The organism is Halorubrum ruber (assembly GCF_018228765.1).
Lineage (GTDB): Archaea > Halobacteriota > Halobacteria > Halobacteriales > Haloferacaceae > Halorubrum > Halorubrum ruber.
This window is the reverse complement of sequence record NZ_CP073695.1, coordinates 2,145,171-2,158,221: the sequence shown is the minus strand read 5'-3', so window position 1 is coordinate 2,158,221 and position 13,051 is coordinate 2,145,171. Positions and strand designations below refer to the sequence as shown.

Genomic DNA, 13,051 nt, shown 5'->3' with positions numbered 1-13,051 from the left:
TCCGCCGCCAAGCCGGCCGCGAGCCCGGCCGGAGTTTCACCGCCTCCGGGAGGTTGATACCGGCGGACCGCGGCTCGGATCGCATGCATCCACGCGCGGCGGAGTTCGAAGAGGAGGCGGCGGAACGCTACGGAGTCGACGTCGACGTGCTGGAGTTCGACGCGGGCACGGAGACGGCGGCGGCCGCGGCCGACGCCGTCGGCTGCGAGACCGGCGCCATCGCGTCGACCATCGTCGTCTCGCTCTCCGGCGGTGACCGGGACGGAGCGCTCGTCGCAGCGGTCACAAGCGGCGCGAACCGACTGGATCTGGACGCGATCGCCGATCACTTCGGTGCCGACACCGCCGAGATGGGCGATCCGAGCCGGATCCGCGAGGTCGTCGGCTGGAGCATCGGCGGCGTCCCGCCGATCGCTCACGACGCCGCGCTCCCGACCGTCTTCGACCCGACGCTCACCGAGTACGACACGGTTTACGGCGCGGCCGGGACGCCGAGCGCGGTGTTCGCGGTCGATCCCGAGACGCTCGCCGAGCTCGCGGACGCGACCGTCGTCGACCTCACGGAGTGACGATCAGCGACTCGCTTCGAGACGCACGCCCGGCGAGTTGTTAAGCGAAGGCGCTCTCTGGCGCTGTGTTATTAACACTGGCTTGTGAAATAATAACTTTTTTCTATTAATCCACGGTACGGATCGGTATGACTCACTCACGGCGGTCGTTGCTGCGGCGCGGCGCCGGGCTCGCGGTCGCGGGGACGGCGGCGTCGCTGGCGGGCTGTGCCGGCGCCGCGGACGGCGGGTCCGAGGGGTTCGACTCGGGGTACGCCGCCTTCTTCACCCTCAACGACTGGGCCAACGAGGTCGCGGACGACCTCGCGAGCTTCGAGGATCCGGTCGACGTGGGGCAGCTCGGGCACGGGTGGACGCCGGACGGGACCCTCGCGGCGGATGTCGCCGCGACGGACGCGTTCGTCTACCTCGACAGCCCGGAGTTCTCGTGGGCGCAGGACCTCGCGGAGACGCTGGAGAGCGACTACGACACGGTCGCGGTGATCGACGCGCTCGACGGCCTTGAAGACGAGCTCCTCGACTGGGACCACACGCACGGCGGAGAGAGCGGGACTCACGACGGGGGGGACGGAAGTCACGACGGCGAGGGCGAAAACCACGACGGAAGAGGCGAGACTCGGTACGACCCGCACGTCTGGGTCGACCCGGTCCTCGCGGGCGAGATGGTCGACACGATCTCGACCGGGCTCGGCGAGGCGGACCCGGACAACGCCGACGCGTACGCTGCGAACGCCGAGGCGTACGCGGAAGAGCTCGGCGCGGTCGACGACGCGTTCGAGTCGATCGCCGACGAGGCCGCGCGCGACGTGGCGGTGTTGGCGGGCCACAACTCCTTCCAGTACCTGGAGGCCCGCTACGGGTTCCGTCTCCGTTCGCCGGTCGGCGTCTCGCCGCAGAACGAGCCGACGCAGTCGGAGATCGCCGACACGATCGAACTCGTCGACAGCGAGGGGATCGACGTCGTGCTGTACGACCGCTTCCAGTCGCCCCGGCTCGCCGAGTCGATCGTCGAGAACAGCGACGCGACGGAGGCGGTCCCCGTCACGCCCGCCGGGGGGACGACTCGGGAGTGGAACGACGCCGGCTACGGCTACCTCGACCAGATGACCGAGGTCAACGTCCCCGCCTTCGAGCGGGCGTTCGGCGCGCAGTGAGCCGATCCGACCTCGCGTCGGCGGTCGAGCGGTCCGGTGACGGCGTCCCCGCCGCCGGACTAAAAGAGCTAAACGTGCGGCCGACCCAGATGGGAGACACGCAGTGAGCGCAATCGTCGACCTCGACGGCGTGACGTTCGCCTACGGCGACACCGTGGCCGTGAGAGACGTCTCCCTCACCGTCGAGGCGGGGGACTTCCTCGGGCTCGTCGGCCCGAACGGCTCCGGGAAGACCACCCTCCTCCACCTCATGCTCGGCCTCCACGAGGCGGACGAGGGGTCGGTCGAGCTGTTCGGGCGACCGATCGAGGAGTTCGACGACGGCGGGCGGATCGGCTACGTCTCCCAGAAGGCGACGAGCCGGGGCGGCGCGATGCCGGTCACCGTCCGCGAGTGCGTCACCATGGGCCGGTTCGCGCACGCCGGACGGGGGCGCCTCTCGGAGGCCGACCGCACCGCCGTCGCCGACGCCATCGAGACGGTCGGCATCGGCGATCTGACCGACCGGCTCGTCTCGGAGCTGTCCGGCGGGCAGAAGCAGCGGGCGTACATCGCGCGCGCCCTGGCGAGCGACGCGGACCTGCTCGCGCTCGACGAGCCGACGGTCGGCGTCGACGCCGAGTCGCGCGACGCCTTTTACGCCCTCCTCGACGACCTCAACGACGAGGGGATCACGATCATCCTCATCGAGCACGACATCGGCGTCGTCACCGACCGCGCCGACCGCATCGCCTGTATCAACACCGAGCTGTACCACCACGGAGACACCGAGTCGTTCGTCGAGAGCGACGCCCTCGCCGAGGCGTACGGGACGACGGGACAAGTCGTCCACCACCACCACTGATGAGCGGGGACTCGCCCACTGAGACCGGACTTCGCGCGGAACCCAAACGCGGCCGCCGCCGAACGGCGGAACTCGTCGGAATCGGGATCACGGGCGTCGTCGCGGTCGGCATGCTCGGCTTCCTCCTGCTGTACTGGGCGCAGGACCTCCCGGTCGCGAGCGACCTGTACGCCGCGTTCCGCTCGCTCGGGCGGGGGATGGACACCGCGTTCGGCACGAACGTGTTCCGGCACCCGATCATGTGGCAGTCGATGGCGGTGGGCGTGCTCGTCGGGGTGGTCGCCCCGCTCGTCGGCTCCTTCCTCGTCCACCGCGAGATGGCGCTGATCGGCGAGACGCTCGCGCACACCGCGTTCGCCGGCGTCGCCCTCGGCATCCTCGTCACCTCCTCGACCGGGTGGAACGGGTCGCTGCTGCTCGTCGCGCTCGCGGTCGGTATCCTCGGCGCGCTCGCGGTCCAGTGGCTCACCGAGCGCACCGACGCCTACGGCGACGTGCCCATCGCGATCATGCTCAGCGGGAGCTTCGCGGTCGGCACGCTGATCATCAGCTACGGTGACGGCCTCACCGGGGTCAACGTCGAGGGATTCCTGTTCGGGAACCTCGCGGTGGTCACGCCGGAGGGCGCGCGCCTGATGGGCGCGCTCTCCCTGATCGTCGTCGCCGGCGTGGCGATGACGTACAAACAGCTCCTCTTCATCACCTTCGACGAGCAGGCCGCGCGGGTCGCGCGGCTGAACGTCACCGGCTACAACACCCTGCTCGTGGTGTTGACCGCGGTCGTCGTCGTCGGCGCGATGCAGGTGCTCGGCGTCATCCTCGTCGCCGCGATGTTGGTCGTCCCCGTCGCGGCCGCCTCGCAGGTCGCCCGGAGCTTCCGCGAGACGATGTACCTCGGCGTGATCTTCGGCCAGCTGTCGGTGCTCGGCGGCTTCGCGGTCTCGATCGGGTTCGGCCTCCCGTCGGGGGGGTCGATCGTCGTCACGGCCATCGCGGTGTACCTCGCGAGCGTCGTCGGATCGGGCTCCTCCGTGACGGCGGTCTCCGCGCACGGATAAGTCCGGATGGCCCCCGCAGTTCCAGTCGGTGAGCCGGGTCGCGTCCGGTTTCCACAGACCCTTATGTCGCGGCCGCGACCCACGCCTATGGGAGACACCGAGACCTACACGGTCACCGGTCCCGACGGTGACGAAGAGTCGTTCGAACTGCCCGCCGGCCTCGTCGACGTGCTCAGCGAGCAGGGCGAGCCCGCGACCGCCGTCGTCTCCGACGTGGTCGTCCAGGCGATGGCCCAGCAGGCGCACGTCATCGTCCACCACAGCGAGGGCGACGTGCCCGAGGACATCGCGGAGATGGAGGAGACGGCCGCGGAGCTGTTCGAGGAGCGGTTCGGACAGCCGCTCGAAGAGGCGCTCGGCCACTCGCACTGAGCGGGTTTGACGCCGCTTTTTCGCCGACTCGCTAGCCGCCGACCGGCCGCTTAAGCCGGTCGAGACCCTATATTCTCGCATGCCTACCGACCCGGACGGCGCGGACGCACCGGTGTTGATCTTCGACGGCGACTGCCCGTACTGCTCGGTCGCGGCGGTCGCGCTCCGCCGACTCGACGGCGTCGTCGCGGTCCCGTGGGAGGCCGACCCCGTCGGGCCGTTCCTCGACGCGCAGTTCGGCTCGCGCCCGTTCGCGATGGTGTTCGTCGACCCCGCGAAGCGCCGGGTGTACGCCGGCCGGTCGGCCGCCGAGGAGCTGGCGGAGCGCGCGGGCACCCCGGGGATCGTCGGCGGGCTCGTCCGCGACAACTACGACCGCATCGCCGACGTCGTCGGGACGCTCTCCGGCCGCGGACGCGACCCGGCCGACTTCCACGACACGTACCGCCTCGACGACGAGGCGAACGATCTGGTCGGCTCGCTCCGGGCGGCCGCCGACGAGGCGCCGGCCGCGCTGTCGTGAGCGCGGTCGCGAACGCCGCTCTGGCGGTGGTCGACCGATGAGCGACGCCGCTGGCGGCAGCTACACGCTCGTCGTCGCCCTCGCGGACGATGCGACGGTGTCGGCGGGCGCGCTGGGCGAACACCGTCTCCCGGCCGGCGCGTACGCGTACACGGGGAGCGCGCTCGGGTCGGGCGGGTTCTCCCGGGTCGACAGACACCGCCGGACGGCGCGCGGCGATAACGACACCCGGCACTGGCACGTCGACTACCTGCTCGGCCACCCGGCGGCGCGGATCGACCGCGTCGTGCGCAGCGTCGGCGTCGACGTCGAGTGCGCGGTCGCCGAGCGCCTCCCGGCCGGTCCTATCGAGGGGTTCGGCGCCTCCGACTGCGGCTGTCCGAGTCATCTCGCGGGCGGAGATGAAGGCGAACACGCGCGAGGACGCGACGTCGACGCCAACGAGGCGTTCGACGCCCTCGCGGAGCGCGCGCTGGCGGCGCACGAGGCCGCAGTTGCCGAAACCGACGACCCGGACGCGACCGTCGAAGTCGTCGCGGGCTCGGCGGAGTGAGGCCGTCCGGGCCGCGTCCGCTGCCGGCCGGACCGCGTGTCCGGTCAGAGATCGTAGCGTTCGACGACCTGTCGCAGTTGTTCCTCGCGGCCGCTCATGGCGTCTTCGCGGAGGACTTCCTCGTCCTCAGTCGGACAGTCCAGATCGGGGACCGGCGTCGGGCGGCCGTCGTCGTCGAGCGCGACGAACGTGAAGTAGGAGGTGGTCGTCCGTCGCGTCTCGTCCGTGCGGGGGTTCTCGGCGCGCACGTCGACCTTCACGTCGACGCTCGTCCGGCCGGTGTTGAACACGTACCCCTCGATGATCGCGACCTCGCCCATCTCGATGGGCGCGATGAAGTCGACGTGGTCCATCGAGGCGGTGACCACCTGTCGGTTCGAGAAGCGCATGCCGGCGATGGCGCCGCAGATGTCCATCCAGTGCAACACGGCGCCCCGAGCGCGCGGCCGAGGTTGTTCGTGTCGTTCGGGAGCAGCATCTCCGTCATCTCGGTGTGCGAGGAGGCGAGCGTGGCCGTCTCGTCCATACCCGCCGTGGGAGGGCGGGCGACTTGAACGGCGGGCTTCGTCGGCGGCGCGCCGGGAAGCGAAGCCGATCCCGAAGCCCCTTCAGCGCTCCTCGGGGGGGTCGCCGTCGCCGCCGAACCGGATCGAGTCCTGCGAGCGGCCCGCCTCGTCTATCACCTCGTCGGTCACGATGATCGGACAGTCGACCCGCACGGCGAGCGCGAGCGCGTCCGAGGGGCGGGCGTCGAAGACGAACCGCTCCGGCTCGCCGTCGTCGTAGCGCTCGGCGTCGACCTTCGCGTAGAAGGTGCCGTCGCGGAGGTCGTCGACGCGGACGCGGTCGATGGCGCCGCCGAACTCCGTGAGGATGTCGACGAGCAGGTCGTGCGTGAGCGGTCGGTCGAACGGTTCGCCCTCTAAGGCCATCCCGATCGAGCGGGCCTGATCGCCGCTGACGAATATCGGGACGTACTCGCCGCGCGCGGAGAGGATAACCGCCGGGACGTCGCCGCTCGGCGCCGAGCCCGCGCCGACCCCGACGACCTCGGCTTCGTGTTCCATACGGGAACGTGGTGGCGGCGGCTTGAATAGCTGTCCCACGCGCGGCCTCCGGGCGACCCCGACCTCGTCAGTTCGACGCCCGGTACCAGTACGCCCACGCGAGCGTGAACACGAGCGCGGCGCCGACGAAGAAGACGATCCCGGGCTCGACGAGCGAGACGGCGTACTCGGCGAGCGGGTCGCCGACGAGTTCGATCGCACCGTCCGCGCTCTCGGCTGCGGTGTCCCCGTCCTGAACGCTCTCTACCGTGGGACCGTCGGCGCCGTCCGCCGTGCTCCCGTCGCCGCCGTCGGTGGTGGCCGTCCCCGCGTCGCCGCCGGAGCTGGCGGTGAACTCCGAGCCGCCGGGCGATCCGACCGCGAGGAGGCGCTGGGCCGCGAGCGCGGCGAGTCCGATGATCCCGTAGCCGCCGAGCAGGCGCATCAGCGCGGTCTTGATCCCGCTCGACTCCTCGGAGCCGCCCGAGAACAGCACGAGCGGCTCGTCCGCGGCGGCGTACACGTCCATCTCGCGGCCCTTCTCGGAGTAGGCGGTGTCGACGACGTCGACGAGGTCGGCCTCGTCGAGCCGCGAGAGGTGGTACTGGACGTTCTGGAGCGAGGTGTCGACCTCGTCGGCGAGCTCGGACTTCGTCGCCGGGCGGTCGTGGAGCGTCGAGAGGATGGCCCGCGCCGTCTCGGAGCCGAGGGCGGCGATGAGGTCGTCGGCCTCGTCGTCGTCGACGCCGACGACCCGCGGCTCGCGCTCCTCGGGGGTCGCGTCCGGCAGGGAGGGCAACAGCCGGGACATACGAACACGTGAGACGCGTGAGAATACAAATTTGTTGGATCGTCGGGAACGCGCGGAGGGTCGGCGCGCCCCGGAGCCAGCGACCGACTCACAAACCCTAAACGCGGTGACCGAGTACGACGGGTGATGACAGAGCCGTCACGGGGGAGCGAGGAGCCGCCCCCGTCGACCGACCGATCCCCGCGGGCCGACGGCGGCGACCTCGACGGCGCGCCGCGCGGCGACGCGGCCGGCGAGGGAGAGGTCACGGTCGTCGGGACCGCGCACGTGTCGGAGCGCTCCGTCGACGAGGTCGAGGAGACGATCGAGCGGGAGCGCCCCGACGTCGTCGCCGTCGAGCTCGACGAGGGGCGCTACCGGCAGCTCAACGGCGAGACCCCCGACGACCTCGACGCCGGCGACCTGCTCAAGGGGAACACCGTGTTCCAGTTCCTCGCGTACTGGATGCTCTCGTACGTCCAGACCCAGCTGGGCGAGCGGTTCGACATCGAGCCGGGGGCGGATATGAAGGCCGCCGTCGACCTCGCCGAGTCGCTCGGCATCGACGTCGCCCTCGTCGACCGCGACATCCAGACAACGATCCAGCGCTTCTGGGCTCGCATGACGGTCACGGAGAAGCTCAGGCTCGTCGGCGGGCTGGCGTTCGGCGTCAGCGATCCGCGCGTCGCCGGCGTGATCGGCGGGCTCTTCGTCGGGATCCTCGCCGGCCCGGCGATCGGCCTCTTCGGCGGCGCGGTGGGGATCACCACGGCGATCCTGACGAGCGTCGCCGCGGGCGTCCTCGTCGCGCTCGTCGTCGGTATCGCCGTCGATCAGGTCGGCACGCTCGCGCTCTCGCCGGACCAACGCCTCTACGCTGCGGTCGGCACCGGGCTCGCCGCCGGTGTCGCCGCCGGGGTCACGGGCGTCGCGAACGGAATCGTCTCGACGTACCTCGGCGGCTTCCCCGTGACGGCGATCGGCGGCTTCGGGATCGGGATCGGCCTCGGACTCGTCGTCGGCGCCGTCCTCGCGGTCGCGGTCGGCGCGTTCGCCGGCGGTGAGGTCGACGCCGAGGCGGGCGGGATCGAAGAACTCGACGAGGCGGACCTCACCGACACGGACGTGGTGACGATGATGATGGAGGAGTTCCGGCAGTTCTCCCCGGGCGGCGCGGAGGCGCTCATCGACGAGCGCGACGCGTTCATCGCCCACCGGCTCGTCGCGCTCCGCGAGGCCGGCCACGACGTGGTCGCCGTCGTCGGCGCCGGCCACCGGGCGGGGATCGAGCGGTACCTCGCCGACCCCGCGACGCTCCCGCCGATGGAGGACCTGGTCGGGCAGGAGTCCGGGCGCGGGCTCCCGTGGAAGAAGGCGGTCGGCTACGCGATCACGGTCGGGTTCGTCGGCTTCTTCCTCCTGTTGGCGCTGGGCGGCGCGGGGAACGCGTTCCTGCTCCGCCTCTTCGGCGCGTGGTTCCTGATCAACGGCGCCTTCGCGTTCGCGTTCGCGAAGGTCGCCGGCGCGCGCTGGCTCTCGGCCGCCGTCGGCGGCGCCGTCGCGTGGCTGACTTCGATCAACCCGCTGCTCGCGCCCGGCTGGTTCACCGGCTACGTGGAGCTCCGCAGCCTGACGGTGAACGTCGCCGACATCGGCGCGCTCAACGACCTGCTCGCCGACGAGACGCGCTCCGCGGCGGAGCTGGTCTCCGCGATGCTCGACGTGCCGCTGTTCCGGCTCATCGTCGTCGTCGCGATGACGAACGTCGGGAGCATCGTCGCGAGCTTCCTCTTCGCGGCGTACGTCATCCCGGCGATGTTCGGCGCCGAGGTCGGCGGCGTCGAGGACGTCGGGCGGCTGCTCGTCGAGGGCGCGCTCAACGGCGCCGACCTCGTGCGCGGCGCCGTGGGGGGGATCGCATGAGCGGCGACAGCGCGGTCTCCGGGCGGCGGATCGCGGGCCTCTACTTCAGCGGGACCGAGATCCGCGACCTCCTCGTCGCGTGGCTCGCGCTCGGCGTGGCGTTCATGCTGTTCTTCGTCGGCGGCTCGGGCGGGATCAGCCGGATACTCGCGGCGGGCGTGGTCCCGCCGCTGTTCGTCGCGCTTGCGACCGCCGGGGTCGCCTTCCTCCTCCACGAGGTCGCACACAAGGTCGTCGCGGTCCACTACGACCAGGTCGCGGAGTTCCGCGCGGACAACAGCATGCTGTTTCTGGCCGTGATGAGCTCCCTCCTCGGGTTCATCTTCGCGGCGCCCGGCGCCGTCCACCATCGCGGGCGGTTGACTCCCCGCGAACACGGTCACATCGCGCTCGCCGGCCCCGCCGTGAACCTCGGGCTGATGATCGTCTTCTTCCCGCTGTACGCGCTCGGCGGAATCGTCGGCAGCGAGATAGTCGTCATCCTCGGCGCGCGCGGCATCGCGATCAACGCGTTCCTCGCCGCGTTCAACCTCGTCCCGTACGGCCCGCTCGACGGGAAGACGGTGATGGGGTGGAGCAAGCCGGTCTGGGCGGCCGTCTTCGTCCCGTCCGTGCTGCTCGCCTTCGGGCTCGTCTTCGTCGTCGGGCTCGGGTTCGGCGGGCCGTTCTGATCGCCCGCCGTCCCTCCCGCGACCGCTCCCCGCCGGAACGGTGCGCTTTTGCTCCGCGGGCGTGCCCCCTCACACATGACCGAGGGCAACGGCGGCGACGGCGGATCGGCGGGCGACGACGGGGGACCGAGCGACGGCGACGAGCTCACTTACGCGGACGCGGGCGTCGACATCGACGCGAGCGAGGCCGCGACCGCGGCGCTTATCGGCGCGGTCGGGGCGGATACCGAGGCGGAGGGCTCGGGGAGCGAGTACGCCGGCCTGCTCGACATCGGCGACCGCTACCTCGCGCTCGCGACCGACGGCGTTGGGACGAAGCTGCTCGTCGCGGAGGCGCTCGGCGACTACTCGACGGTCGGCATCGACTGCATCGCGATGAACGTCAACGACCTCGTCGCGGCCGGCGTCCGCCCCGTCGCGTTCGTCGACTACCTCGCGGTCGACGAGCCGGACGAGCGGTTCGCCGAGCAGGTCGGCGAAGGGCTCGCCCGCGGCGCCGAGCTCGCCGACATGGAGCTCGTCGGCGGCGAGACGGCGGTGATGCCGGAGGTTGTACGCGGGCTCGACCTGGCCGGCACCTGCGCCGGCCTCGCCGCGAAGGACGGGGTGTTTGACGGCCGCGCGGAGCCGGGCGATGCGCTGGTCGGCTGGCGCTCGTCGGGGATCCATTCGAACGGGCTCACGCTGGCGCGGGAAGCCGTCACGCGCGACCACGAGTACACGGATCCGTGCCCGTTCGGCGACTACGAGACGCTCGGCAACGCGCTGCTCGAACCGACCGCGATCTACACCGACCTCCTCGATCCGATGCGCGCCCACGGCGTCCGCGGCGCGGCCCACGTGACGGGCGGCGGCTGGACGAATCTGGAACGCCTCGGCGGCCACCGCTACGCCATCGACGACGCGTTCGAGCCGCAGCCGGTCTTCGAGTTCGTCCGGTCGGCGGGGAACGTCTCCGACGAGGAGATGCACCGCACGTTCAACATGGGGACCGGCTTCGTGGCCTCCCTCGACCCCGACGACGCCGAGGCCCTGGCCGACGCGACCGACGGGCGCGTGATCGGACGGGTCGAGGCTGCTGAGGGAGGAGACGGCAGCGACGGCGACGAGGAAGAAGCGACGGTCGAGATCCGCGGACTGGAACTGTAGGCGATCGCGTCCGAGGTAACGGAGAGCGTTGCGTCCGGCGGGGAGACGCGGCGCGTCGTGCCGCCGAATGGCCGCTTATCAGCGGCGTCGGCCTATGTCTTGGCAGATGACCGACGGGGCCGCGGGGAACGACGAGACGGAAGAGGACAGCGACGGCTCCGGACGGGACGACGAAGCCAACGGCAACGCGGACCACCTCGACGACGTGGCGGACGGCGCGGGCTGTACGGAGATCTGGGAGCGGCTCTCCGAGCGACGGGAGGAGTAGGGCGCGGTCCCGCGCGGTCCGGCGCGGTCGCCCCCGCTGAGCGCTACGACAGCTGCGCCGCGATGTCTGCCTCCGTGATGATCCCGACCGTCTCGCCGCCGTCAGTGACCATCACGGCCTTGTAGTGATCGAGGAGGTTCCGGACCTCGTCGACGGTCGCCGACGGCGCGACCGTCGGGAACGACTCACTCATCACCTCGCTGACCGGGTGGTCGCCGACGTTCTCGCCGGCGTGGACGACGTCGCCCTGGCTGATCGAGCCGACCGGCACGCCGTTCTGGAGGACCGGGAGCTGCGAGTACGCCTCCGCCTCCATCAGCTCGACGGCCGCGCTCACGGCGTCGTCCGGCGCGACGCTGATCACGGTCTCGTTCATCAGGTCGGTCGCGCGCACGACCTCGCCTTCGGCCTCTTGGAGGGCGTTGACGATGCGGCGGAGCGTCGAGAGCCGCGGGTCGACGTCGCCGCCTTCGATCCGCGCGATGAGGGGCTGGGAAACGTCCGCGGCGTCGGCGAGCTCGCTCTGGGTCAGCTCCAGTCCGGTCCGGCGCTCGCGGAGGTCCTGTGGCGTCGGCAGTTCCATGCCGACTAATTACTTAAGGTTATTAGAAAAGCTTTCGGCACCGACCGAACTCGCCCCGGAGGGCGGCGTCGCGCCTATCGGTCCGCCGCGTCCTCCTCGTCCTCGTCGGCCTCGGTCTCGAAAACGTCGATGACTTCGAGGGGGACGTCGCGGAGGGCGCCCCCGACCTCGCTTTTCGCGATCCGCTCTGCGTGCTCCTCGCTGTCGGCGTTGAAGACGTCGATTTCGAGGAGGAGTCCGACCAGCGCCGTGTTCGCCGCGAGGAACGCGGCGTCGAACGGCTCGCCGCAGGCCGGACAGCCGGTGACGCCGGGCTCGACCTCGACGTACTGCTTGTCCGTCTCGTTGAGTCGCTTGCCGGCTTCGCTGACCGCGACGCCGATGGCGTCGTCGGTCTCCTCGACGTCACGGACCAACCAGGCTGCTTCCATCGCGACTTCGTAGTTGCTCATATCCGAGCGGAGGGGCCGCAGGGTTTCTTGTCTTGTGGTTCGCCCGCGGTCGGTGGAGCCGCTTCCGGCTGGCCGACCGGCGGTGAGACGCGCCTTACAGCCGGTCGACGATCGCCGCGGTGACCTCGTCGGTCGTCGCCGACCCGCCGAGGTCGCCGGTTCGAGGTCCATCGGAGAGGACGCCCTCGACCGCGTCGCGCACCCGCTGGCCCTCCTCGATGTGGCCGAGGTACTCCAGCAGCATGGCCGCCGAGAGGATCGCGGCCGTCGGGTTGGCGATCCCCTCGCCGGCGATGTCGGGCGCCGTGCCGTGGACCGGCTCGAACAGCGCGTTGTCGTGGCCGACGTTCGCCGACGGGAGCAGGCCGAGCCCACCGACGAGTCCGGCGGCCAGATCGGAGAGCACGTCGCCGGCGAGGTTCGGACAGACGACCACGCCGTACTCCGCCGGGTCGAGCGGGAGCTTCGTCGCGAACGCGTCCATCAGCTCCTCGTCGGCGTCGACGCCGCGCTCCGCGGCGACCGCCATGACCTCCTCGCGGAACCGGCCGTCGGTCTCGCGCATCACGTTCGCCTTGTGCGCGACGGTGAACCCCTCGTCGGGGTCGCCCGCGGGGCCGCGGCCGTCCTCGACGAACTCGCAGGCGTACTCGGCCAGCTCGCGGGAGGCCGACGAGGTGACGACGCGCGTCAGCGTCGAGAGGTCCTCCGAGAGGCGGTCCTCGTGGCCGGCGTAGACGCCCTCGGTGTTCTCGCGGAGGAACACCACGTCCGTCTCCGGGCGGAGCGCGTCGACGCCGGGGTACGCCTTCGCGGGCCGGACGTTGACGAACGAGTCGACCGCCTCGCGCAGCGGGAGGATGACGTCGGCGGCCGTCTCGCCGGCCGCGCCGAACAGGGTCGCGTCCGCGTCGGCGACCAGGTCGTACGTCTCGTCGGGGAGCGCCTCGCCGGTCGCCTCCTTCGTCGCGTCGCCGGCCTCCGCCTCGACGAACTCGAAGTCGAGGTCGAACGACTCCAACACCTCGACGGCGGCGGGCACGACCTCGCGGCCGATGCCGTCGCCCTCGATGACGACGATCTCGTCGGTCATCCG

Annotated in this window: 16 protein-coding genes and 1 pseudogene; 11 read left to right on the top strand and 6 right to left on the bottom strand. The window is 71.2% G+C overall.

Annotated elements, in window-relative coordinates; genetic code table 11:
* Positions 1-83: 83 nt before the first annotated feature.
* The 7 genes from J7656_RS10660 to J7656_RS10630 all read left to right on the top strand — a co-directional run bounded on the left by J7656_RS10660 (position 84) and on the right by J7656_RS10630 (position 5,073).
* Positions 84-569, top strand: coding sequence for a YbaK/EbsC family protein (locus J7656_RS10660; RefSeq protein WP_017342896.1), 486 nt, complete (start codon positions 84-86; stop codon positions 567-569).
* A 128-nt stretch (positions 570-697) separates the two neighbouring features.
* Entirely contained in the window at positions 698-1,723 is a 1,026-nt protein-coding gene (locus J7656_RS10655; protein WP_017342897.1) for a metal ABC transporter substrate-binding protein, read from the top strand.
* Positions 1,724-1,826: 103 nt separating this feature from the next.
* Entirely contained in the window at positions 1,827-2,567 is a 741-nt protein-coding gene (locus tag J7656_RS10650) for a metal ABC transporter ATP-binding protein (protein ID WP_017342898.1), read from the top strand.
* A complete protein-coding gene (locus J7656_RS10645; RefSeq protein WP_017342899.1) occupies positions 2,567-3,625 on the top strand; it encodes a metal ABC transporter permease in 1,059 nt (352 codons plus the stop codon). Before J7656_RS10650 ends, J7656_RS10645 begins: the two co-directional genes overlap by 1 nt.
* Positions 3,626-3,712: 87 nt before the next feature.
* The gene (locus J7656_RS10640) at positions 3,713-3,997 is read left to right on the top strand and encodes a DUF7545 family protein (protein WP_017342900.1); all 285 of its coding nucleotides are present in this window, start codon (positions 3,713-3,715) and stop codon (positions 3,995-3,997) included.
* Positions 3,998-4,076: 79 nt separating this feature from the next.
* On the top strand, positions 4,077-4,520 hold the full coding sequence (locus tag J7656_RS10635) for a thiol-disulfide oxidoreductase DCC family protein (protein ID WP_017342901.1): 444 nt from the start codon (positions 4,077-4,079) through the stop codon (positions 4,518-4,520).
* A gap of 37 nt (positions 4,521-4,557) precedes the next feature.
* Positions 4,558-5,073, top strand: a complete 516-nt coding sequence (locus J7656_RS10630) for a GIY-YIG nuclease family protein (protein ID WP_017342902.1) — start codon at positions 4,558-4,560, stop codon at positions 5,071-5,073.
* Between the two features lie 44 nt (positions 5,074-5,117).
* On the opposite strand, the pseudogene J7656_RS10625 reads toward J7656_RS10630, so the two are convergent.
* From J7656_RS10625 to J7656_RS10615, 3 genes and pseudogenes are all read right to left on the bottom strand, one after another.
* Positions 5,118-5,599: pseudogene (locus tag J7656_RS10625) on the bottom strand (acyl-CoA thioesterase).
* Between the two features lie 82 nt (positions 5,600-5,681).
* Positions 5,682-6,140, bottom strand: a complete 459-nt coding sequence (locus J7656_RS10620; protein WP_017342904.1) for a bifunctional nuclease family protein — start codon at positions 6,138-6,140, stop codon at positions 5,682-5,684.
* Between the two features lie 67 nt (positions 6,141-6,207).
* Positions 6,208-6,930, bottom strand: a complete 723-nt coding sequence (locus J7656_RS10615; protein WP_017342905.1) for an ArsR/SmtB family transcription factor — start codon at positions 6,928-6,930, stop codon at positions 6,208-6,210.
* A 126-nt stretch (positions 6,931-7,056) separates the two neighbouring features.
* On the opposite strand from J7656_RS10615, the gene J7656_RS10610 reads away from it, so the two are divergent.
* The 4 genes from J7656_RS10610 to J7656_RS10595 all read left to right on the top strand — a co-directional run bounded on the left by J7656_RS10610 (position 7,057) and on the right by J7656_RS10595 (position 10,920).
* Positions 7,057-8,832, top strand: coding sequence for a TraB/GumN family protein (locus J7656_RS10610; protein ID WP_017342906.1), 1,776 nt, complete (start codon positions 7,057-7,059; stop codon positions 8,830-8,832).
* Positions 8,829-9,503 carry a zinc metalloprotease gene (locus tag J7656_RS10605; protein WP_017342907.1) on the top strand — a complete coding sequence of 225 codons (675 nt, stop codon included), beginning with the start codon at positions 8,829-8,831 and terminating at the stop codon, positions 9,501-9,503. The genes J7656_RS10610 and J7656_RS10605 overlap by 4 nt, the downstream gene beginning before the upstream one ends.
* Before the next feature lie 75 nt (positions 9,504-9,578).
* Positions 9,579-10,652: a phosphoribosylformylglycinamidine cyclo-ligase gene (gene purM / locus J7656_RS10600; protein WP_017342908.1), complete on the top strand. Its 1,074-nt coding sequence runs from the start codon at positions 9,579-9,581 to the stop codon at positions 10,650-10,652.
* A 106-nt stretch (positions 10,653-10,758) separates the two neighbouring features.
* Positions 10,759-10,920, top strand: coding sequence for a hypothetical protein (locus J7656_RS10595; RefSeq protein ID WP_017342909.1), 162 nt, complete (start codon positions 10,759-10,761; stop codon positions 10,918-10,920).
* Positions 10,921-10,963: 43 nt separating this feature from the next.
* Here J7656_RS10595 and J7656_RS10590 read toward each other — a convergent pair whose 3' ends face one another.
* The 3 genes from J7656_RS10590 to J7656_RS10580 all read right to left on the bottom strand — a co-directional run bounded on the left by J7656_RS10590 (position 10,964) and on the right by J7656_RS10580 (position 13,048).
* On the bottom strand, positions 10,964-11,503 hold the full coding sequence (locus J7656_RS10590; protein ID WP_017342910.1) for a CBS domain-containing protein: 540 nt from the start codon (positions 11,501-11,503) through the stop codon (positions 10,964-10,966).
* Between the two features lie 74 nt (positions 11,504-11,577).
* The gene (locus tag J7656_RS10585; RefSeq protein ID WP_017342911.1) at positions 11,578-11,955 is read right to left on the bottom strand and encodes a DUF555 domain-containing protein; all 378 of its coding nucleotides are present in this window, start codon (positions 11,953-11,955) and stop codon (positions 11,578-11,580) included.
* Positions 11,956-12,049: 94 nt separating this feature from the next.
* The gene (locus tag J7656_RS10580; protein WP_017342912.1) at positions 12,050-13,048 is read right to left on the bottom strand and encodes an isocitrate/isopropylmalate family dehydrogenase; all 999 of its coding nucleotides are present in this window, start codon (positions 13,046-13,048) and stop codon (positions 12,050-12,052) included.
* Between the last annotated feature and the right edge of the window lie 3 nt (positions 13,049-13,051).

Excerpts from the sequence above, each read along its gene's own strand:
- J7656_RS10580 (WP_017342912.1), bottom strand. The coding sequence starts at position 13,048 with ATGACCGACGAGATCGTCGTCATCGAGGGCGACGGCATCGGCCGCGAG.
- J7656_RS10615 (WP_017342905.1), bottom strand. The coding sequence starts at position 6,930 with ATGTCCCGGCTGTTGCCCTCCCTGCCGGACGCGACCCCCGAGGAGCGC.
- J7656_RS10655 (WP_017342897.1), top strand. The coding sequence starts at position 698 with ATGACTCACTCACGGCGGTCGTTGCTGCGGCGCGGCGCCGGGCTCGCG.
- J7656_RS10595 (WP_017342909.1), top strand. The coding sequence starts at position 10,759 with ATGACCGACGGGGCCGCGGGGAACGACGAGACGGAAGAGGACAGCGAC.
- J7656_RS10585 (WP_017342911.1), bottom strand. The coding sequence starts at position 11,955 with ATGAGCAACTACGAAGTCGCGATGGAAGCAGCCTGGTTGGTCCGTGAC.
- J7656_RS10660 (WP_017342896.1), top strand. The coding sequence starts at position 84 with ATGCATCCACGCGCGGCGGAGTTCGAAGAGGAGGCGGCGGAACGCTAC.
- J7656_RS10635 (WP_017342901.1), top strand. The coding sequence starts at position 4,077 with ATGCCTACCGACCCGGACGGCGCGGACGCACCGGTGTTGATCTTCGAC.
- J7656_RS10630 (WP_017342902.1), top strand. The coding sequence starts at position 4,558 with ATGAGCGACGCCGCTGGCGGCAGCTACACGCTCGTCGTCGCCCTCGCG.
- J7656_RS10590 (WP_017342910.1), bottom strand. The coding sequence starts at position 11,503 with ATGGAACTGCCGACGCCACAGGACCTCCGCGAGCGCCGGACCGGACTG.
- purM (WP_017342908.1), top strand. The coding sequence starts at position 9,579 with ATGACCGAGGGCAACGGCGGCGACGGCGGATCGGCGGGCGACGACGGG.
- J7656_RS10620 (WP_017342904.1), bottom strand. The coding sequence starts at position 6,140 with ATGGAACACGAAGCCGAGGTCGTCGGGGTCGGCGCGGGCTCGGCGCCG.
- J7656_RS10645 (WP_017342899.1), top strand. The coding sequence starts at position 2,567 with ATGAGCGGGGACTCGCCCACTGAGACCGGACTTCGCGCGGAACCCAAA.
- J7656_RS10605 (WP_017342907.1), top strand. The coding sequence starts at position 8,829 with ATGAGCGGCGACAGCGCGGTCTCCGGGCGGCGGATCGCGGGCCTCTAC.
- J7656_RS10640 (WP_017342900.1), top strand. The coding sequence starts at position 3,713 with ATGGGAGACACCGAGACCTACACGGTCACCGGTCCCGACGGTGACGAA.
- J7656_RS10610 (WP_017342906.1), top strand. The coding sequence starts at position 7,057 with ATGACAGAGCCGTCACGGGGGAGCGAGGAGCCGCCCCCGTCGACCGAC.